This window comes from Aestuariibaculum sediminum (assembly GCF_014596945.1).
In the GTDB taxonomy this organism is placed as follows: Bacteria; Bacteroidota; Bacteroidia; order Flavobacteriales; family Flavobacteriaceae; genus Aestuariibaculum; species Aestuariibaculum sediminum.
In genome coordinates this window covers 1-21,091 of sequence record NZ_JACVXB010000011.1, presented here as the reverse complement: position 1 = coordinate 21,091, position 21,091 = coordinate 1, and the positions used below count along the sequence as shown (strand labels likewise).

Here is a 21,091-nt window from a genome sequence, read left to right as displayed (position 1 = left end):
AGTAATATGATTTATAAACGCAGTAGCGCATTATTTACTGAAGCAGAACAGGTAATTCCAGGAGGTGTTAATTCGCCCGTAAGAGCTTTTAAAGGAGTAGGTGGTACACCAATTTTTGTAAAAGAGGCTAAAGGTGCGTATTTGTATGATGAAGACGGTAATAAACTTATAGACTATATAAATTCTTGGGGTCCTATGATTTTAGGGCATGCTTATCAACCAGTAGTTGATGCTGTTGTTAAAAAGGCACAAAAAGGAACGTCTTTTGGTATGCCAACAGAGATTGAAACTAAAATTGCTGAATTGGCAGTTTCAATGGTACCTAATATCGACAAAATAAGATTTGTAAATTCAGGAACGGAAGCTTGTATGAGTGCTGTGCGATTAGCCAGAGGGTATACAGGAAGAGATAAGATTATAAAATTTGCAGGGTGTTACCACGGCCATAGCGATTCCTTTTTAATACAGGCAGGAAGTGGAGCCAGTACATTTGGAACACCAAACAGTCCAGGAGTTACTCAAGGAACAGCAAAAGATACCCTATTGGCACAATATAACAATATCGATAATGTAAAGGAACTTTTAGAGGCTAATAAAAACGAAATAGCGTGTATTATAATTGAGCCGGTAGCAGGAAATATGGGTTGCGTACCACCACAAAATGATTTTTTACAAAAGTTAAGAAACTTATGCGATACGCATAATGTGTTATTGATATTTGATGAGGTTATGACAGGGTTTCGACTGGCCAGAGGAGGCGCTCAGGAATTGTTCAATATTAAAGCCGATATCGTTTGTTTCGGTAAAGTTATTGGTGGGGGCTTACCTGTTGGGGCGTTTGCTGCCAGAAATGAAATTATGAATCATTTAGCTCCTCTTGGGCCAGTATATCAGGCAGGTACTTTAAGTGGGAATCCACTGGCCATGGCGGCTGGTCTAGCCATACTTACAGCGCTAAATGAATCGCAGGAAATTTTTAATCGATTAGCCGAAAAAACCGAGTATTTACATAAAGGTATTGCTAAGGTGTTATCAGATAATAAAATCACCCATACCATTAATCGCGTGGGTTCAATGATTTCAGTACATTTTGATGAGGCAGAAGTTGTCGATTTTAATACTGCAGCTAAAGGGAATAATGATACCTTTAAATCATTCTTCCATGGGTTGTTGAATGAAGGGGTGTATATTGCACCTAGTGCATTTGAAACATGGTTTATAACAGATGCCTTAAGTTATGAAGATTTAGATTTTACTATTAACGCGGTAAATAAGGTAGCAAAATCTTTATAATGATTATATATAAAAAGCGCGTTTCTAATTGTAGAAACGCGCTTAAACTAACCAACCAACTATAGTTAAAAATTAACTAAACTATTTATTTTCTGTTTTTAGGAGCTTCACTTGGTTTGTGAGCCATATGTCTTTTCATTTTACGACCTTGTTGCTGCATTTTTTTCTGATGATTTTCCCATTTTATGAATTGTTCACTATTTAAAATAGTTTTCATTTTTGCTTTTTCATCAATCTGATGGTCTAAACGAGCATTCATCATTTTATAACGTTGTTCCTGAGTAGGTTTTTTTAGTTCGCCATGTTCTCTCTTGGCTTTTAAATTAGCCATCATCTCTTTTCTGGCCTTGGCATTTTCTAAGTTTAACTTGTATATTTCATCTTGCTGTTTAGTTGTTAAATCTAAGTGCAAGGTCATTTTTTTTGTCTTCAATGTTGCTGCCTGTTCTGGGCTTAGGTCGCTCATTCTATGAGGTCTGTCCATGCGATTAGCAAGCGCTCTTTTTTCTTGTGCAATACCTTGTAAGGTTATTAAGGCCATTGCTATAACTAATATGTTTTTCATCGTTTTAAGCGTTTTATTTGATTTTAAGACTTTGAAAAAATAGAAAGGTTTAATGGGGAGTAAAATATTAACGCATTATTAACGATTGGAAATCTGTAAATTAAGATTCTATAAATTGAAGATGGGCCATTTCAAATTGATTCCGGTTTGTAAATCGGGTGCGTTATTAACCAAAAGGTCTTCCTTTAAATAAATGGATAATTTTAAATTATTTCTGCCGTAGGTATAGATAAAGGACCAATACGATAACGTTTTATATAACGTTGAAACGCCATGGTGCCAACCGCCTCTAATTTCTTGCCATTTCCCAAATAATTGGTAATATGAGGCCTCTTCTTTTTTATTATACCGGCTTTGAATTTGATAGTTAACGCCGAAGGCATGATATGTGTTTTTTCTTGTAAACTTTGTAATTTCTAAGTCCCCTTCACCTGTGCCTAAATATGCGTTGTTGCCAAAATCTACCGGGCTCTTGAAGTTAATTATGTTTTTACGAAGCAAATTAAAACCGATACCAATATCAAATCGGTAATTATTTTTTAGAGGTATTGTTTTTAATCCGTTTGCCGAAAAACCAATGTCTAAACTATTATTGTACTTTGATGTGTTAACCCCTAAATGTGTCCCAAAGTTTAGATAGATATTATGTTTTTTATTCCAATTTAATTCTGGGTATATATAATGACTAAATTCCAAACCATTAATTAAAAAGTCATTATTGTGTAAGTCTACAGTTTTACCATGTCGGTCTAAATATTCGAAATTGGTTTTGTTTAGTCCATAATATCTTCGGCCGTAGGGATCTTCTTTGCCAATAATATAGCTGTGCGTCCATTCTATAAATTCATCGCTTGTAAATATGGAAAAGGGATATTTTCCTTTAGAAAATACATGTGTTCGTAAGGCGATGTTTACTTCCTGATTGTTACTTATTGGAATAGTTACATTCAATTTAAATTCTTTTATAACGGCATCCACCAAAATGTTCATATATTCGGCAGGAGTTGTTTCTTGGTCAACAAACCTAAAGTTTCTATGATACCAGATAACTTCATTTTGTTTTTTTCTGGTTTCCGGGTCTTCGGGAAAATATGCTTCAACAAATGGGTGGAAAATATTTCCACTTGAGTAATTTATATTTATTGAGCTGTGTTTTGGTGCTTGTTTTTTAAAATTAGAAACTAGCCTAGAACTAAAAATTCCGAAATGATGCAAGCCTAAAAGGTTCGGGTTGTCGATGCCGTTTTTTACGATACTATCATTTTCTTGCGCGTAAACTACGGAGAAAGTGAAAACAATTAAAATTATCGTAATAGTTTTTGCCATAATCTAAATGTAATTATTTTTCTTAAAGTGCAATCAAGGGGGCTATGGCTACTTTTTTGAGTGGTTATTTATGAATTATTCTTAAAAAAATTAACAGTTTAAAACCTTTGTCTTAAATAAGATTTAAAATTTAAGTTTTCGGTGTTAAACATTTCTAAATAAATTTAGTAATCGGAAATAATTACCAACCTTTGCATCGTAGTTTATTTGAAACAAGTAATGCTCATAAATTAAAAATTCATATTTTTTAATATTGAAGTTATTAGTTAGTTAATAAATTAAGTTTAGTTGGTTAGTTTGTGAAAGCCCAGTAATAGTTTATTGCTGGGCTTTTTTATTATGTGGTTCGGTTTTCCCAAAGTAAAATAAAAGAAGTTTGTAAAGCATATCTTTTTTGAACGGTTTAGTTAAGTAATTGTTCATACCATTTTCTATCCCTTGATTAATAGCTTGTGTTGTTACATTAGCTGATAATCCAAAAATAATAACCTCTTTATCGTTTTCTCTTATCAGTTTTGTCGCTTCCCATCCATCCATTACAGGCATGTGGATATCCATAAAAATAAGTTGATATTTTTTTTGTGTAGCGCTATCTACTGCGGCTTGACCATTGTAAACAACATCAGGATTGATATCAAATTCTTTCAAAAACTTTTTAAGGACTACAATATTAAGTTTGTTGTCATCAACAATTAAAACATTATTTAATGCAACGTTTAAAACCTTATTTATATTTGCATCCTTATCGGTGTTTTGCTTTTCAGCAATATTAAAAAGAAAAGATGCGGTAAATTTACTTCCTTTTCCTTCTTCGCTTTCCACTGTAATGTCGCCTCCCATAAGGGCTGCCAGATTTTTGCTAATAGTTAATCCAAGGCCACTACCTTCATAATGTTTAACGATACTGTTTTCTAATTGCGTAAATTGATTGAAAATACTATTTATTTTGTCTTTAGGAATGCCTATTCCAGTATCTAAAACGTTAATAATAACTTTGAGTTGTTCGCCAATTACCGACTCGCAATACCCTACAGTAACGCCGCCTTCATTTGTGAATTTATATGCATTTTTGATAAGATTATTAACTACCTGGATAAATTTGTTAATATCACCTACAACTTGTATTCCTGGTTCGCCATTATAGATAGTGTTCAAATAGAGGTTTTTTTTAGTAAACTGAAAATCATTCACCTTTAATACTTCCTTTACCTTGTTGAGTGGGGTAAATTTGATTTCCTCCAGTTGAATATGGCCAGATTCTATTTTATTAAAATCCAGAATATCGTTTACTAAATTTAATAGATTACCAGACGATTTATCCATGAAACTCAAGTATTCCTTATGTTCGGCGTTTAGATTTGCATTTTTTAGTAATTCAATAAATCCGATAATGGCATGTAGTGGTGTTCGAATTTCATGACTCATGTTAGAAAGAAACTCGGTTTTAGCCTGTGAGGCTTTATTTGCTCTTTCGGTTTCTTGTTTGAGTACTTCATTTAGTTTTGTTAATCTGGTATTAGATTCCGTTACTATTTTGCTGTTTTTCACAGCACGCAAGTAGAAAAATATGAGAGAGGATAAAATAAGAGCTAAAAACAACCCAATGATTAAAGCGATATTTAAAAGAATATGCCCTTCATGCATTAAAAAGTTTTTTGAAGGATAAATTTCTAGTTGCCATGATTGGTTGTCTCCTTCATCAATTAAGATATTTTTTTTATAAGCTAATTCATTATGGTCCTCAAGAATAATGGGTTCGTTTAAGGTATAAAACAGCGAACCTTTATCGTCATAAAATTTTATAGCATATTTATCTTCAAGGTAGTTTACTATCCGGTCGAAATTCGTTTTAAAATTCATTCCGGCTGTAATTGTTCCTTGAAATTTGTTGTTAAAATAAACAGGTGCATCGACAAGAATGGCATGCCCGGATTGCGTTAGTTCTACCCAGGAGGTCACATTAGTGAGTTTGTTTTTGGCATGTTTATGCCACTCTTTGTTTCTATAATCTAATCTGGAGAGGTCGAAATTTAATACTTTTTCATTTCCTTTTAAGGGGTTAATTTTTCTAATCGTCATTGTGGAGTCGATCCACTCTATAAATTTAAATGAAGGGTTTTGTTTTAAAAGTAATTCGGCATCGTGTTCCCAATTAGAAAAATATTCACCATTGGTATATTCTAAACGGCTTTTTAAGTTTTCAAGACGTGAGATGTCGAGCCGGATAATATTTTCGAACTCTTTGGCTAAAAATTCGCCATTTTCCCTAATGTCTTCTTCAATTATAGCATTATAATTGTCTTTAGATATAAAATAGAGAGATGTAATTAAAAAGGTAAGTATAAAAAAACTGGTAGCAGCAATCACTAGATCAAATCTGTTTGTTTTAATCATGCTGTTATCAGTTTTAGGGTTAATAGGTTTGGTTAAATGTTAACCCTAATATAAGAAAGTTTTAAGAAATAATCTCAACAATTAAATTGCTGTCGGTTTTAATCGACACTTTATGGGGTCATGTTATTTTTTGGAAAGCATTTATGTGGACTTCCTATATTAGACTGGACATAAAGATGAGAGAATAGGTTTGTGTAAAAAATTGCAAAGTAATAAAGTAATAATTGTTTTTTCATAATTCGAAGTTCATGTTAATTAAAACTAATATAAAATACTTTTATTTTGTAAGAATATTAACAAAATGGTTTAATTTTTAGTCAACCTATTTCAGGAAAGTTTATGTTCAATGAATGCCAAGGTTAGTATATGAAAAGTAGGCGATTTCGAAGCATGAAACTTTAGGTTAAACACAGAGCTTGATACGAGCCAAAAACCCTGAATTTATTACTTTCCCGCCTATTTTTTTATATACATTGTTGCCAGTAGTTTTTTATCTATAGTTCTTATCGTGAAATTTGTCAATTGTTAAATTCTCATTCCCATAATTTGAGTTGAATTTCAAAACTTCGGATAAATTAAATTCTTTTTCTACCACTCCGTTTTTAGAAAACACTTTAACAATTAAATTATTTCCTAAAATTTCTTCTGCAGTATAATTTCTTATTAATATTCTGTGTAACTGAACACTTTTTGATTGTTTAGGAAAAATTTTAGGATTGTCCTCATATGTTACAATTTTATAATTGTTCTCTATTTTTCCATCAACATCATATTCTGTTGAGTTTTGAGGATAATGAATTTCTAAATTGTAATCCTCAAAAATTTCATCAGTTTCATTTTTGAGTTCAACACTCAATTCATATTCGATTTTGGTCAATAAATTTGCGAATTGGCTCGCTAAATCGAATCTCGGAATTAAATCAATAATCTGTACATTTTTTTCTTGGGCTTCAAATGGTGGAATAACCTTTTTAGCTATTTGAGGTTTATTTTTACCAACCTCTGAAAATTCGATTATTTCCTCATCCATTAATTTTGAGAATAATTCGTTCATATTTTCTTTGATTGACAAATCAATAATGTGTCTACCTTTAAAGAATAAAGGCGTAATATCATCAGATATTTTGTCAAATGAAACTAAAATATACTTATTGTTGGATTGCTCAATATCTTTAATGATTAGATTATATTCATTTCCCACGCCACCTTTAAATGCTGTTGCTTTTTCTTTATAACCTTTTGACAATACCACAATGACTTTTTTATAATCTGTCATTGCTTGGTGCATCATTTTATTGAAATTTGTTGCAGACTCTCTTTGAGACATTAGCTTGTCAACTTCTGCTTCAAAACCTTTGTCTCTTAAAAAATTTGTAAAAGAAATGACTTTATCATTATGTTGCTCATCATCCCAACTGTATGTTACAAAAACATCTTTTAATTCCATTTTTTTGTTCTCTATAATGTTTTGTTTTTTTAAATGTTCAATTTCTTTTAAACTTATGCTATACCTCAAATCCATTTTTACTAAATGAGGCATTCCAGGAACGTGTCCGTTAGGTTCTGATTTTTTGGTTACTAACTTATTTTCGTGCAATTCGTCCAATAAATCTCTAAAATTGTCAATCCCACTTGCTGGCATAAGTTCCATAAAGAAATTCCCAAAATCGACTGGATGTACTTTTTTATAGAGTTCTAACAAAATAAAATTCACATAATCTTCTTTATTTTGGACGTCTTCTTTTTTCAATTTTATCTTGTGTTTTGGGTTTTGTTCAAATTACTGGAACAATTGCATAAACACAATTGTGTTTATATACATAATATTCATCCTTTTCAAATATAAAGAAAATTCCTATCCTGTCTTGATTGGCTCATAACTAATTAGTGTAATATTAAAAGTGACCATTTCGTGACCAAAAAGGGACTATCATCTGCTATCATCTGCAAACAAAAAAGGATTCACCCTAGAGTAAATCCTTTTTGAAAATATGTTTTATATAAGATAGTTTTATGAAATAATTAGCTCAACAATTAAATCGCTATCGGTTTTAATCACATTCGCTAACTTGTGCTTCGTTAAGGCTTTAATGCCTTTATCCCAGGCTTTGTTACTCAATCCGCTTTCCGATTTTAGAACATTTAAAGGAAGGCTCTTTTTGGCTTTTAAAATTTCGAAAATTGCTTTCTCATTATCGCTTAATGCCACAGTCTTTTTCTCTGGTCTCATTTGCGGGAAGAACAGCACCTCTTGGATAGATTGGTTATTGGTTAGAAACATAATTAAACGGTCCATACCTATACCCATTCCCGATGTTGGAGGCATACCGTACTCTAAGGCACGCAGGAAATCGTAGTCTATAACACCATTTGCTTCATCGTCTCCTTTTTTAGCCAATTCCATTTGGTGTTCAAATCGCTCACGTTGATCAATGGGGTCATTTAATTCGGAGTATGCATTGGCAATTTCTTTTCCGCAAACCATTAACTCGAAACGCTCTGTTAAATCTGGGTTGTCGCGGTGTTCTTTACATAACGGACTCATTTCTTTCGGATAATCGGTAATGAAAGTAGGTTGTATATAGTTGCCTTCACATTTTTCACCAAAAATTTCATCTATTAATTTACCTTTACCCATGGTGTCATCAACTTCAATACCCATGCCTTCGGCAGCAGCACGAATTTCGGCTTCGGTTTTACCAGTAATATCAAAACCTGTAAATTCTTTTATAGAATCTGCCATAGTAACTCTGGCATAAGGTGCTTTAAAATCGATGTCGTGCTTACCAAATTTAGCTTTTGTAGAACCATTAACGGCTATGGCGCAATGTTCTAGTAAGCGTTCACAGAAATCCATCATCCAGTTGTAATCTTTATAGGATACATAAATTTCCATGGCTGTAAACTCAGGGTTGTGCGTTCTATCCATCCCTTCGTTTCGGAAGTTTTTTGAGAATTCATAGACACCATCAAAACCTCCAACAATTAAGCGTTTTAAATATAGTTCGTTAGCAATTCGCATGTATAAAGGAATGTCCAGAGCGTTATGATGTGTTACAAACGGTCTTGCAGCAGCGCCTCCAGGAATAGATTGCAGTACAGGTGTTTCTACCTCAAAATAACCAGCGTCGTTAAAAAATGAGCGCATGGCATTGAATAATTTTGTACGCTTAATAAAAATGTTCTTTACATGCGGATTTACCACTAAATCGGCATAGCGTTGTCTGTAACGTTGCTCAGGATCTTTAAAAGCGTCGTATACTTTACCATCTTTTTCTTTTGGTAGCGGTAATGGTTTTAAGGCTTTACTTAGTAAGGTAAAATCTTTTACCTTAACCGTTTTTTCACCTACTTTAGTAGTAAAAAGTTCGCCTTCAATACCTACAAAATCACCGAAGTCTATTAGTTTTTTAAATACTTCGTTGTATTTTTCTTTGTCATCTCCCGGACAAATTTCATCGCGGTTAAAATACACCTGAATTTTACCTTCGGCATCTTGTAATTCGGCAAAACTGGCTTTACCCTGTACTTTAATCATCATTAAACGACCAGCAATAACCACTTTCTTGTCAGCTTCAAAATGCTCTTTTATCTGTTTCGACGTGTGGGTAACAGGATATAAATCTGCAGGGTACGGATTTACGCCTAATTGGCGCAGTTTTACTAATTTTTCTCTACGTACAAGTTCTTGCTCTGATAATTGCGACATATTCTTAAATGCTGAGTATAATTTTTAAAGGCACAAAGATAAACATTCTCGCTCATGTAGCATACCTAAACATTTATGAAATTTTGGCGTTACCCAAGGGTCGCGCTTTTCGCACTACATGGTAGTTTGCTGCAATTGCTAACGCAATTTGTAACAAAATAATTAGTTTTGCGTCAAATGAGTCATATCAATCAATAACATTTAAATCATGAGTTTCTGGAGGGTTTTGCTTTCTATTTTATTTCCACCACTGGCTGTTTTAGATAAAGGCTGTGGCTCAATTTTAATTGTCTTTATTTTAACCTGTTTGGGATGGATTCCTGGTGTTATCGCCGCCTTAATAATCATTAATAATCCCAAAAACTAGTTAAACTTACTATAGTTAGTTAACAATTATTCGATTTGTTATAATTTTGCATGCTATGAATAAGTGTATACAACTAGAAGATTTAGGTAAAAAGGATTATAAAGAAACTTGGGATTATCAGGAAGCTTTATTTAAAGGGATTGTCGATTCTAAAATAAAAAACAGAAGAGATAATACCCAGTTGGCAACAAATAATTATTTTCTATTTGTAGAACATCCGCATGTATATACGTTAGGTAAAAGCGGTGATTTTTCAAATTTGCTGTTAAGTGAAGAGGAGCTTCAAAAAAAAGGAGCCACATTTTATAAAATAAATAGGGGAGGCGACATCACTTATCATGGGCCTGGCCAAATTGTTGGATATCCAATTTTAGATTTGGATAACTTTTTTACCGATATTCATAAATACCTCCGTTTCTTAGAAGAAATGATAATTCTAACACTAGCCGATTATGGTTTGAAGGCGCAACGCAGTGATGGTGAAACTGGCGTTTGGTTGGATGTAGGAACCCCTTTTGCGCGTAAAATTTGTGCTATGGGAGTTCGGGCAAGCCGATGGGTAACTATGCATGGGTTTGCTTTAAATGTGAATGCCGATTTGGGTTATTTCGATAATATTATTCCGTGTGGTATTCGAGGTAAAGCGGTTACTTCGTTAAACGTAGAGCTTGGCGTTGATCATGTTGATGAAACCGAAATTAAAAATAAACTATTAACACATTTTAAAACTTTGTTTGAAGCTGAGTTTATTTAAATCTTTTCAATATTATTCTTGCTTAATTTTGTCGCAATTATACTGATAATAAAAATCTGGGTGGCATGAAATAACATAACGGGGAGTAATATTAAACCTAAAGGTGCTGTGCTTGGAAATAATATTTTTGAAAACACTGTGCCGTGTACTAGTGATTTTTTCGTGCCGCAGAATTGCGCTGTAATTGTATCAGACTTTGAAAATCCTAACAAATTTGAAAATGCTCCAATGATAAAATAAACCAAGGTAAATAACAAAATGATTGCTAGAAATACCAATGATAAATCAAGAAGGTTAATAGCGCTAAATATATTTTGTTGAAACGACCGCGCAAAGCTTTTGTAGATAATCAACAATATGATGGATTTGTCAAATATAGTTAATTGGTTTTTGTATTTCTGAGCTAATTTACCCCCAAACTTTTGAAGAAGGATGCCTAGTAATACGGGCAAAAGAATTTCAACAATAAGTTTGACGTATATTTCCATTAAATTGAAATTCGTAGCAGAAAAATTCGTAAATAATTCCATCCATAACGGTGTAATTAGAATACCAATTAATCCTGAAATACTTGCATTAAAAATAGCAGCAGGGATATTTCCTTTGGCTAATGAGACCATAACTACCGATGAAGATACTGTAGACGGTAGGGCGCCTAAAAACAAAAATGACATCCAGATTATTTGTCCTTCTTTGTCGTTAAAAAATCCTTTAAACAATAATATAAGAACTGGAAAAACAATAAACGTAGAAGCCTGAATGAGAATGTGAAGCTTCCAGTTTTTAAGGTCTTGTTTTATTTTATTTGGACTTAATTTTAGTCCGTAAAAAAAGAATATAAGTGATACACCTATACCCGTAATTATGTCCAATGGAATTGGACTTTGTGGGGTTCCCCATTCAGGAATAAAATAGGCAAGGGCTACAGTTATAATAATTGCGGGAACAAACCAATCGAGCTTACGAAACATTGTATTATGATGAAGTTTAACTTTTATATCCTAAAATAGGCGTAATAGACGAACTAAAATTCACTTATTGAAGTTAGCACGTCTTTTAGTTTAGTTAGTGTTATGGGTTTAACGATGTAATTACTGTTTATATTATAGGCTTCTGCACGTTGCCGGTCTTCATCGTTATTCGAACTGGTTAAAATATAGATGTGTAATTTTTGATTGGTGTTAATGGTTTTAAAAGCATCTAAAAATTGCCAACCATCCCAAACAGGCATGTTTAAATCTAATAAAATGAGTTCAGGCAAAGGTTTGCCATTTTCAATAATGGCTTTTAATTTAATAAAAGCATCTTTTCCGTTTGGGCAGATTAATAAAGATTCGACCAATCCTGATAATGTTATAATACGTTTTGTAATATATACATGGGTAGGATCGTCTTCTATAATGCAGGCAAGGTTAATTTTTTTCATGTTTCAAGTAGACTTTAAATGTGGAACCTTTGTTAACTTCACTAAACACATCAATTTTACCACCTAAAGCTTCAACTTGGTTTTTAGTTATAAATAGGCCTATACCTTTTGCATCGGGGTTTTTATGGAAGGTTTTGTACATTCCAAAAAGTTTGTTTTTGTGTTGGTCTAAGTTAATTCCAAGACCATTGTCTTCAAAAGTTATTATGGTGAAGTTTTTGTTTTTTTCTGCTGAAATATTTAAATAACTGTCCCGGTCTTTCGAACTATATTTTATGGCGTTTGTAATAAAATTTAGTACAATGCTTTCTAGGTAAGCTTTTATAGCATAAACGCTTAAATCTTCGGATACCGTGTTATTAATAGTAATATTGTTTTTTTCGGCAAGTGCCTTAATGGCGCTTATTTGACTGTTGATTACAGGCTTTAAAGCTATTTTAATAAGACTGTCCTCTGATGATAAATTAATTTTAACTATTTCAGATAAGTCTTCAATTGTTTCAAGTAAATTATTTGAAGACAATTCCAGTAATTTTATCATTTCATTTTGGAAGTAGTCCGGATTCTCTTCCTTAAGGATTTCTAATAGAGCCGAAATTCCCGAAGAGTGTGAACGCAAATTGTGGGATACGATATGAGCAAAGTTTTTTAAACGCTCATTTTGATCTTGAGTAATAGAAATGATTTTTTTTAATTGTTGCTCTTGCTTTTTTAATTGTGTAATATCAGTTATTTGAGAAATGAAATGCAATACTTCTTTATTGTTTTTTCTAACCACAGAAACAGACAATTGGATATACACAATTTTTCTGTTTTTATGGAAGTATCGTTTTTCCATGTGGTAATGGTCCCGCTTTCCATCAATTACTTCTTGGAGTAAAGCTAAATCCAGATCTAAATCATCGGGGTGGGTAATATCTTGAAAGGTTAACTTTTTTAGTTCTTCTTCGGTGTAACCAATAATGTCGCATAGCGCCTTATTAACTTTTAACCATTGGCCTTCGGTATTGAGAATGGCCATGCCTATTGCAGAGTTTTCAAAATTACCTCTAAAGGCTTGTTCGCTACGTTGTAGTTGAATTTCAGATTCTTTTCGTTTTTGAATATCCTGAATGGTACCGTAAATGCGGCTAAAGCTATTATTGGTTCTTTCAGGAATTCCTAGTACCTTAATCCATTTTTCTTCGCCATGAGCTGTAATAATTTTAAGTTCCTCGGTAAAACGTTCGCCATTATTCATGGCATTTTCAACCAAAGTTGTAATTCTATCCCTATGTTTCCCTTTTTTGTAAAATGCTATGGCAGTATCGATATTAGGTTCGAAATTGTTATCGACGCCATGTATTTTTCTCGTATGGTCACTCCAGGTTATTTTTTTTGTATTTACATCTACTTCCCAATAGCCAATATTAGCTTCTTTATTACAATGTTGTAAATATTCTTCGTTTTCCTTTAAACTTGTCACATCTATATGAGAACCTAACATACGTATTGGTTTACCATCTTTATCTCGAATGGCCAGGCCTTTACAACGTATCCAAATGATTCTTCCTTGTTTATGGGTATACCTAACAATTTGATCGTAGGGATAGTTTGGGTCTTTTAAATGTTTGTACATGTTAGTTTTAGCGATCTCCAAATCATCAGGATTAATAATATCCTGCCATGCCGAAGGTGTATGCGGCATGTCCTTGGGGTCGTACCCTAAAGTTTCCCAGAATTTTTCGTTCATCCATTCGTGTTCCGGACTTTCTAAATCCCAATACCACATACCATCCAAAGAGTTGTTCTGTATAAAATGGAATATATTGGAGTCGATTTGTATTAAGTTATTAAGCTCTTTCTCTAAATAATTCATATAGCTTTAGGATGGTTTATTTCGGGGTTTCAACGTAACTGGATTTATTTTATACTATCTTACAAAATAAATGACCTGAAAAACGACATTGCTATTTTCTTAAAACCCATTTAATTCATTTTTATTTAAGAATATTTGCTTCTTATTTCTTAAACTCTAAATATTAAGTTAGGAGAGTATTTTTAGAGTCTATAGAAATACAATAGTTTATTTAATCTTATTGATCAGTACAAAGGTTGTAAACCTTAGAGTAACTAAGATAAGGCTTTTCAGAGAATTTCAATATATTTTTTTGGGTTTCGGATATTTTTTTAAGGGAATGTAGAAAACCTTTTTGTTATGATACTATTTTAAAATATTAGATACTTATAATTGTTTAGTTGTAAATAATTATTAAAATCCGAAACTCGGTTAGAATTTAGTTTTCTGCATTAAAAAATACCTTGTAGTAGTGCATTTTTTTCTCTTCATCGTAACCGCGCTCTAAGTAATCTACTGTAGCATCGGGTGCATCAATATCTACTTTAATTGAAAAATGAGTGTCGAGTTTTATGTCGGTTTTTATTTTCTTTTTCTCTTTATTTACTACACGTTCGGAAACGTCAAACTGATTTCTAAGTACTAAATTCTGTTCGCTTTCAAAGGTTTTTTTGTAATCGTCAAACATGGATTTGTGCTTATCTTCTTCAAATAATTCTTCTTTAAAACGTTCAACATTTACAACTTCATTTTCCTTAAAGAAATCGATAGATTTTGCTAAAAACGCATTTTTTTCCTGGGCACCATAAGTAGATTTTAAAATCTCTTCAGAGAAATCTTTACATAATTCGATATACTGCTGTGTGTGGTTATTCGAATCATCGGCATATTTAATATTTAAAAACTGATTAATCCAGTATTGGGCGTCGTAATTGTTGTTGTCTACAGACAAAATAATATTTCCTTCGGTATCCGACTGATTTAAAATTAAACAACCTTTATCTACTTTTTTACTACTTATTCCTTTTTGCACCAGAACATCGTAACTGTTATTCTCTAAAAAGGTCTGGAAGAAATTAACTTTGTTTTCAATTTTAAATATTCCGAGGGCATTGGTGGTTATATCATTAAACTCTATGCCTTCAAACATGACAACTAAAACATCTCCGGTTTTAATATTTGCAGATGTAGATTGTTCAAATAAATGTGTAACAATATGTTTTGAAACTTCAATAAAAGCATCGTCGTCATTAAAAATTTGTGCCGAATAAGAATTGATTTCATTTAAATTCACATTGGCGTGATGATTAAACCGGTAGCTTTGTACCACGGTTCCAAAGGGGCGAAGTAAAAACGGTAGCATTAATTCGTAGCTGGCTTCGTCAAACTCAACTAATTTTTCTGAAAATGCATTTTTTGTGCTGTTGAATTTATTACCAACTTTATGGATGATGAATTTTGAAATGGACGCGTTTTTTCTTGAAATCATGTTGTAAATATTAATGATGCAATACTATAGAAACTTCTTCGACTTAAAAATAGTTTTTTGTAAAAAAAGAAAAAAGCCCTGATATTAATTCAATTGATATAGTAATATAGAATTACTTTCTCCTTTAGCAACAAATTCTAAATTTGAATCTTTGTTAATGTTGTCCAACTGTATGGGTGAGTTTGCATAAACCGGAAAATTGGGTAACAATTTCGCTTGACTATCATATAGGTACGCCTTATGGGTTTGCAAATCGGTTATAGAAACATAAATCTTGTCTTTTAAGTAAAAGAATTCTGGGGCAGTATAATTTCCATAATCTATTTCAATGGTCTTGCCTTTTATGGTTAATGTATTATCACTTTGGGCAACCAATGATTTCGTTGAAGTTGTAATGGCGTGTTTTTCCGACAGATTTAAATCCTGAGAAGCGACGTTGCCCTTGGTGTCCACTGAAATTAAATGCCCATTTACACCTGTGGTAATAAATTTGCTGTTATATAAAAACACTGGTGTTTCGGCATATTTATAATCTGTTTTTGGGGTAACCCGAGTTCGGCCAGTCCTGTCTAAAATATAAAGTTTGTCGACTGTTTTTATTACTATATAGTCTTTTGAACCTATTCGAATATGTTTAGGCGTTGTAATTATGGTGTTTTTCGCCGATTTAAAAGTAAACCCTTTAACTATTTTAGCCTCATCATTGTACATTAAAACATTTTTGCCTTGGGTAACTAAAAGTCTGTATTTTTTGTTTTTGTCGTAATCAAATACTGCTAAAGGTTGGGTTATTTTATCGCTAAATTTCATTGGGAATGGGCGGACGTCTTTTCCATTTCGGTCAATAACATAAACCCGATTTGGAGTAGCAAAAGTTAACTGAAGTCTTCCGTTAGAATAAATGTCAATCTGTTCAATTGTGCCTAAAACGGGGCCTTGCAATTCCTTTTTCCATAAAATTTTACCTTTGTTCGAGATGAGGTATAAATTGTTTTTTACATCCTGAACCACAATTTCTTTTTCGCGAGTTATATGATTCGTTACGAATTGCGGATTTGTTAATAGGTCGTTATCCAGCTTAATATTTAATTCTTCTGATACTGCATTAACTGCAGCTTTAGCTTTTCCTTTTTTAATAACGCCATTTATGTGGGCAAAATCCCGATCATAAATAAATTGAAGCGACGAAATAGGGTAATCGTCTAGATTTACGTTTAAGTCTTCGTTAAAATTTTTAGAAACAATTTGCTTTAAGGAAGAAGGATTGGTCACGACCATTAACGAAGCAGCATCGGTTAATTGTTCTTTTGTTTGTACAAAAACGTCGCGTTCACTTAATGTGGTTTTATTTTGATAATTGGTTATAATACTTTGAAGCAATTCAATATTATCGGCAAACACAAAAAAGTTATTCAAAATACAATATTTAGTAGCCTTATTAAAGGTGATAATTGGTGAAAAAGTATTACTAAATAGGTCTGGCTTACTAAAACTAAAAATTTCAATTTCTCTAAAAGTGTCTACTGTGTTTTGTTCGCTAATCAAAGCATCTTCGGTAGCGATAACATCAACAGAGTTTAGTGCTACAGCGCGATCATTGTCTTGGTATATAACGCCAATTTCAATAATATTATCGAAAATTTCGGTGTTTTCGGTAAGAGAATCTTGTTTTTTATAGGCTAATAGATTTGTTTTTAGGTTTTCAAAATGACTAAAAGTAAAACTTAAAAATCCATCAGAATTAGACGGTGTTATGTTTGCTGTTTGATTGTCTTGCGGAATGGTATTTTTAAAAATATTAATTAAACTTTTTGTAGAATCGGTAGCTTTGGTTATTCCGTTAATATAGGTTTCATTTTGACTGATGTCTATATCCAAAGCTATATAATTAGTCAATGTTTTAAAGCTTAGGCTGTCTTCAATAAAAAACGATTTTAAAAACGGATTGTCTGCTTTTGCTAAAACGGATACGGTGCGATCATTGCTGGTCGTTTTGTATATTTTTTCTAAATCTGAATTTATAGCTTTTTTATTTTCAAAAGCTTTGTTTACTATTGATTTTGAAGTCGACGTGAAAAGTATGCTGTCTATAACTGCACTATAATAAGTTTTGTTGTTGAATGTAATTTGCTTAAAGGTTTTATCGTTTTCCTTAACATTGGTTATTGTATATTTAACCACTGAATCACTCTTTATTACATGTTCGTGATATTTGGTAATGGCAGTAATGTGGGTGCTGTTAGAGTCTGATTTTGAAATACAAATAAGTAGGTCTTCTTGGGGTTTTAAAAGCTTTAGGTATTCTAAATTTTCTGATAAATGCGTGTAGCTTTTTGTTTTTGAGAATGTTTGAACCAAATCGCTATTTAGGATGCTACTTTTTAAATTTTCAGTATTCGAAGTTTTTAATATCACTGAAGTATTTTCAGGAATGTAATCTAGAGGTTTTGATCGATTGGTATTTGTATTTGAGCAACTTAAAATAAGGCAAAGAAGCAGCGAAAAACTAAATAATCTCATACATGGGTTAATTTATACAAACCTACATATTTTTCATTTGATAGAATATATATTGCAGGTAATATCATCACTTATAAATCTAATTTTAATTGGTCTGGTAATAGTTTAAACGATTTTCTGTGGTACTTTGTTACGCCGTATTTTTTTATGGCTTCTCGATGTTCTACTGTTGGGTATCCTTTGTTTTTTTTCCAATTGTACATGGGGAATTCTTCATGAATTTTGTTCATATAGTCATCCCGATAGGTTTTTGCTAAAATTGAGGCGGCAGCTATGCTTAAATATTTACCGTCCCCTTTAATAATGGTTTCATAAGGAATGTTTTGAAAAGGTTTAAATCTATTTCCATCAACTATAATAAATTCAGGGGTTTTCGAAAGTTGTTCAATAGATTTATGCATGGCAAGAATTGAAGCGTTTAAAATATTTATACGATCGATGTCGTCTTGAAAAATATGTGAAACTCCAAAGGTTAGCGCGTTTTCCTCAACAATAGGCCTGAGTTTGTCCCGTTTGTTTTCACTTAATTTTTTCGAATCGTTTAAAATGGTATTCTTAAAATTTTTAGGAAGAATTACAGCTGCTGCTGTAACGGGACCCGCAAGACACCCGCGGCCCGCTTCGTCGGTGCCGCATTCTAAATTAAATTCCGAATGATTAAGTAATAACATGTTATGCATAAAATGAGGTCAAATCTAAGGCATAATTAGCATTATTTTAATGAAAAACCCAATTTCTTAATGAAAAGTGGAATGAATTTAATGTTTGTTGATTTATGGGGTATATTGCTTCTGGGTGCGAATATCATAACATAATTTTTGATTCTTTGATAATACATGAATGATTTCATCGAAAACATGGGTTTGTTTTGAAAATTTTTAATGGCTTTGTTTGTTTATTTAAGATAATATTGTGATGTTTGTGTAAGACTAACTCAAATAAATATTTTAAGTCATTCATTATTAAAATAGGATGATGAATAATTTTAAAACAAAGCCAGCATCGATATGTTGGCTTTGTTTATTTAAAATAATTATCCGCTCTTTACGTTCAAATAATTACTTTTGTTCCGAAAAATTGAATAATACAAATGGGTATAACAAAAACGGCGTTAAGTATAAAAACGTTGCTTATGCGAATGGTGGTAAATAAACAAGATAATTCTAATCACATATATTTATTTAAAGTAGCTGCTGTTTGCTTGTTATTTTTCCTAGACTTAGCTGTTTTTGCTCAAGAACGACCAAGCAGAATTAGTCGTGAGTTAGGATTTGCCGATGAGCCCGATTCTACTAAATTATCGCCAAAAGATTTAGCGAAAATTACGGACTACCTTATTATTTCACATGATAATGATACGACGTACGTCGATACCTCATTAACCATTAAAAAAGAATATAAGTTTAATTATTTAAGAAAAGATAATTTTGGGCTCATGCCGTTTTCTAATTTAGGACAAACCTATAATAGTTTAACTTATAATTTTCAAAATTCGAAGTTAATGCCAGACTTTGGCGCTTTAGGAAAGCATTTTAATTATATGGAAGTTGAAGATATTTACTATTATCGTGTGCCCACGCCATTAACCGAATTGTTTTTTAAAACCGCATTCGAGCAAGGGCAATTAGCAGATTCTTTTTTCTCCATAAATACTTCGCCACAACTTAATTTTTCACTTGCTTACAAGGGGTTAAGGTCGTTAGGTAAGTATCAGCATATATTAGCAAGTACAGGGAATTTTAGATTTACAACCAATTATCAAACTAAAAACGCGCGTTATGTTGCTAAAGCACATATCGTTTCACAAGATATCTATAACCAGGAAAACGGCGGTATTCGAGATGATAATATCGAGTTTTTCGAAACCGGAGAGGAAGATCATTTAGACCGATCTATTTTTGAAGTAAATTTTGAAGATGCTGGGAGTAAGCTTGTAGGTAAACGATTTTATTTAAATCATGCTTATAATTTAGTTCAGAAAAACGATTCGTTAGCCAGAAATCATTTAAGTATTGGTCATATTTTATCTTTTGAAGATAAATATAATGAGTATACACAATCAACAAGTAATAATTATTTTGGAGATGCATTTCGATCTAGAGATTTAAGAGATAGAAATACCTTAGAGCGATTCTACAACCAAGTGCATGTAAATTATAGCAACAATATAATAGGTGATGTTCAATTTAATATTAATAATACTAACTTTAATTATGGTTATGATAAAGTTGTAGTTTTAAATGGGCAAACCATTACCAATAGATTTAAGGGCGATGTGTTCGCGGCGGGAGGAAAATATCATAAACAATATAAAGGATTCGATTTATCTGGAGAGCTTGGTTTGAATATTTCAGGTGATTTCGATGGGAATTATATAAAAGGTACAGCATCCTTTAAGTTAAAAGAAGATGTTTTTGCTAGTGCAAGTATTAATCATAGTTCGAAAGCACCAAATTTTAATACTTTATTATATCAGAGTGATTATATAAATTATAACTGGCAAAACAATTTTAGTAATATAGAAACGCAACAGCTTCAATTTAAAATTAATTATAAGGAGTTGGCTAACATTACCGTCGATTATTCTACCATAACAGACTATGTTTATTTTAAGGAAGATGAAACGACCTTTCAGGTAAGACCGGAACAATTTGGCGGAACAATTAATTATCTACGAGTAAAGTTCGAAAATGAGTTTGTGCTTGGTAAGTTCGCATTAAACAACACTGTATTATATCAAAATGAAAATACCGAAGGTGTACTAAATGTGCCGCAGCTAACAACACGTAATACTTTTTATTTCTCATCACATATGTTTGATAAAGCCTTGTTTTTACAAACAGGAGTTACAATGAAATATTTTACCAAATATTATATGAATGCATATAATCCTTTAATTGCAGAGTTTTATGTGCAAAACCAAAAAGAATATGGCGATTTTCCATTATTAGATTTCTTTATTAATTTAAGAATTCGTCAAACCAGAATATTTGCTAAGGCCGAGCATTTTAACTCAGCATTTACAGGTTATAATTTTTATTCTGCGCCAAACAATCCTTACAGGGACTTTACAGTGCGTTTTGGCGTAGTTTGGAATTTCTTTTTATAGAATGTTCCCCTCATCTTAAGCTCTAGGTCAAGTTAGGGTTTTATAGAAGTCTTTGTTCGTTTCTTCTTGAGCTCTATCAGTTATGATTCTAATATTAGGTTATACCTATAATATATTGAGAATATATTATAGTGTCTGGTAAAAAAACATGACTGTTTATTAAGTGAAAATAAAAATAAAAGGATTGTAACTCATTGACAACAAGAGAAGAGTGTAAAAATGAATAAAAAAGGATAAAAAAAGTTTGTTTGGTAAGGAAAAAGCGGGGTATATTTGCAGCCCGTTAGCGGCGATGTTGCTAG

The 21,091-nt window shown here is 32.2% G+C and carries 15 protein-coding genes; 4 read left to right on the top strand and 11 right to left on the bottom strand.

All coding sequences use genetic code 11. The features are described from left to right. Positions 1-6: 6 nt before the first annotated feature. The gene (gene hemL / locus ICJ83_RS15915; RefSeq protein ID WP_188231402.1) at positions 7-1,293 is read left to right on the top strand and encodes a glutamate-1-semialdehyde 2,1-aminomutase; all 1,287 of its coding nucleotides are present in this window, start codon (positions 7-9) and stop codon (positions 1,291-1,293) included. An 85-nt stretch (positions 1,294-1,378) separates the two neighbouring features. Here hemL and ICJ83_RS15910 read toward each other — a convergent pair whose 3' ends face one another. The 5 genes from ICJ83_RS15910 to lysS all read right to left on the bottom strand — a co-directional run bounded on the left by ICJ83_RS15910 (position 1,379) and on the right by lysS (position 9,287). Further along, positions 1,379-1,858, bottom strand: coding sequence for a hypothetical protein (locus tag ICJ83_RS15910; RefSeq protein ID WP_188231401.1), 480 nt, complete (start codon positions 1,856-1,858; stop codon positions 1,379-1,381). A gap of 108 nt (positions 1,859-1,966) precedes the next feature. Next, positions 1,967-3,184 carry a hypothetical protein gene (locus tag ICJ83_RS15905; RefSeq protein WP_188231400.1) on the bottom strand — a complete coding sequence of 406 codons (1,218 nt, stop codon included), beginning with the start codon at positions 3,182-3,184 and terminating at the stop codon, positions 1,967-1,969. 318 nt (positions 3,185-3,502) lie between these two features. Beyond that, positions 3,503-5,578: a response regulator gene (locus tag ICJ83_RS15900; protein WP_188231399.1), complete on the bottom strand. Its 2,076-nt coding sequence runs from the start codon at positions 5,576-5,578 to the stop codon at positions 3,503-3,505. Between the two features lie 490 nt (positions 5,579-6,068). Next, positions 6,069-7,328 carry an SEFIR domain-containing protein gene (locus ICJ83_RS15895; RefSeq protein WP_188231398.1) on the bottom strand — a complete coding sequence of 420 codons (1,260 nt, stop codon included), beginning with the start codon at positions 7,326-7,328 and terminating at the stop codon, positions 6,069-6,071. 261 nt (positions 7,329-7,589) lie between these two features. Continuing rightward, positions 7,590-9,287, bottom strand: coding sequence for a lysine--tRNA ligase (gene lysS, locus ICJ83_RS15890; protein WP_188231397.1), 1,698 nt, complete (start codon positions 9,285-9,287; stop codon positions 7,590-7,592). A gap of 208 nt (positions 9,288-9,495) precedes the next feature. Here lysS and ICJ83_RS15885 point away from each other — a divergent pair, with 208 nt between their 5' ends. Both ICJ83_RS15885 and lipB read left to right on the top strand, forming a co-directional pair. Continuing rightward, positions 9,496-9,654, top strand: a complete 159-nt coding sequence (locus ICJ83_RS15885; protein ID WP_188231396.1) for a YqaE/Pmp3 family membrane protein — start codon at positions 9,496-9,498, stop codon at positions 9,652-9,654. Between the two features lie 55 nt (positions 9,655-9,709). Next, entirely contained in the window at positions 9,710-10,408 is a 699-nt protein-coding gene (gene lipB, locus ICJ83_RS15880; RefSeq protein ID WP_188231395.1) for a lipoyl(octanoyl) transferase LipB, read from the top strand. Here the strand turns inward: lipB and ICJ83_RS15875 are convergent. From ICJ83_RS15875 to ICJ83_RS15850, 6 genes are all read right to left on the bottom strand, one after another. Further along, positions 10,405-11,379 carry a bile acid:sodium symporter family protein gene (locus tag ICJ83_RS15875; protein WP_188231394.1) on the bottom strand — a complete coding sequence of 325 codons (975 nt, stop codon included), beginning with the start codon at positions 11,377-11,379 and terminating at the stop codon, positions 10,405-10,407. The genes lipB and ICJ83_RS15875 overlap by 4 nt on opposite strands. 53 nt (positions 11,380-11,432) lie before the next feature. Beyond that, on the bottom strand, positions 11,433-11,834 hold the full coding sequence (locus ICJ83_RS15870; protein ID WP_188231393.1) for a response regulator: 402 nt from the start codon (positions 11,832-11,834) through the stop codon (positions 11,433-11,435). After that, positions 11,821-13,692 carry a PAS domain-containing sensor histidine kinase gene (locus ICJ83_RS15865; RefSeq protein ID WP_188231392.1) on the bottom strand — a complete coding sequence of 624 codons (1,872 nt, stop codon included), beginning with the start codon at positions 13,690-13,692 and terminating at the stop codon, positions 11,821-11,823. The genes ICJ83_RS15870 and ICJ83_RS15865 overlap by 14 nt, the downstream gene beginning before the upstream one ends. A 418-nt stretch (positions 13,693-14,110) precedes the next feature. Beyond that, positions 14,111-15,160, bottom strand: coding sequence for a nucleoid-associated protein (locus tag ICJ83_RS15860; RefSeq protein ID WP_188231391.1), 1,050 nt, complete (start codon positions 15,158-15,160; stop codon positions 14,111-14,113). A gap of 84 nt (positions 15,161-15,244) precedes the next feature. Continuing rightward, positions 15,245-17,680: a ribonuclease HII gene (locus tag ICJ83_RS15855; RefSeq protein WP_188231390.1), complete on the bottom strand. Its 2,436-nt coding sequence runs from the start codon at positions 17,678-17,680 to the stop codon at positions 15,245-15,247. Positions 17,681-17,751: 71 nt separating this feature from the next. Continuing rightward, positions 17,752-18,351 carry a ribonuclease HII gene (locus tag ICJ83_RS15850; RefSeq protein ID WP_188231389.1) on the bottom strand — a complete coding sequence of 200 codons (600 nt, stop codon included), beginning with the start codon at positions 18,349-18,351 and terminating at the stop codon, positions 17,752-17,754. Positions 18,352-18,770: 419 nt separating this feature from the next. Between ICJ83_RS15850 and ICJ83_RS15845 the strand changes: the two genes are divergently transcribed. After that, positions 18,771-20,789: a putative porin gene (locus ICJ83_RS15845; RefSeq protein ID WP_223154816.1), complete on the top strand. Its 2,019-nt coding sequence runs from the start codon at positions 18,771-18,773 to the stop codon at positions 20,787-20,789. Positions 20,790-21,091 lie beyond the last annotated feature (302 nt).

Bases quoted from the DNA above. Each gene is read 5' to 3' on its own strand.
- ICJ83_RS15875 (WP_188231394.1), bottom strand. From the start codon at position 11,379: ATGTTTCGTAAGCTCGATTGGTTTGTTCCCGCAATTATTATAACTGTA.
- ICJ83_RS15870 (WP_188231393.1), bottom strand. From the start codon at position 11,834: ATGAAAAAAATTAACCTTGCCTGCATTATAGAAGACGATCCTACCCAT.
- ICJ83_RS15865 (WP_188231392.1), bottom strand. From the start codon at position 13,692: ATGAATTATTTAGAGAAAGAGCTTAATAACTTAATACAAATCGACTCC.
- ICJ83_RS15860 (WP_188231391.1), bottom strand. From the start codon at position 15,160: ATGATTTCAAGAAAAAACGCGTCCATTTCAAAATTCATCATCCATAAA.
- lipB (WP_188231395.1), top strand. From the start codon at position 9,710: ATGAATAAGTGTATACAACTAGAAGATTTAGGTAAAAAGGATTATAAA.
- ICJ83_RS15900 (WP_188231399.1), bottom strand. From the start codon at position 5,578: ATGATTAAAACAAACAGATTTGATCTAGTGATTGCTGCTACCAGTTTT.
- lysS (WP_188231397.1), bottom strand. From the start codon at position 9,287: ATGTCGCAATTATCAGAGCAAGAACTTGTACGTAGAGAAAAATTAGTA.
- hemL (WP_188231402.1), top strand. From the start codon at position 7: ATGATTTATAAACGCAGTAGCGCATTATTTACTGAAGCAGAACAGGTA.
- ICJ83_RS15850 (WP_188231389.1), bottom strand. From the start codon at position 18,351: ATGTTATTACTTAATCATTCGGAATTTAATTTAGAATGCGGCACCGAC.
- ICJ83_RS15855 (WP_188231390.1), bottom strand. From the start codon at position 17,680: ATGAGATTATTTAGTTTTTCGCTGCTTCTTTGCCTTATTTTAAGTTGC.
- ICJ83_RS15885 (WP_188231396.1), top strand. From the start codon at position 9,496: ATGAGTTTCTGGAGGGTTTTGCTTTCTATTTTATTTCCACCACTGGCT.
- ICJ83_RS15905 (WP_188231400.1), bottom strand. From the start codon at position 3,184: ATGGCAAAAACTATTACGATAATTTTAATTGTTTTCACTTTCTCCGTA.
- ICJ83_RS15845 (WP_223154816.1), top strand. From the start codon at position 18,771: ATGGGTATAACAAAAACGGCGTTAAGTATAAAAACGTTGCTTATGCGA.
- ICJ83_RS15910 (WP_188231401.1), bottom strand. From the start codon at position 1,858: ATGAAAAACATATTAGTTATAGCAATGGCCTTAATAACCTTACAAGGT.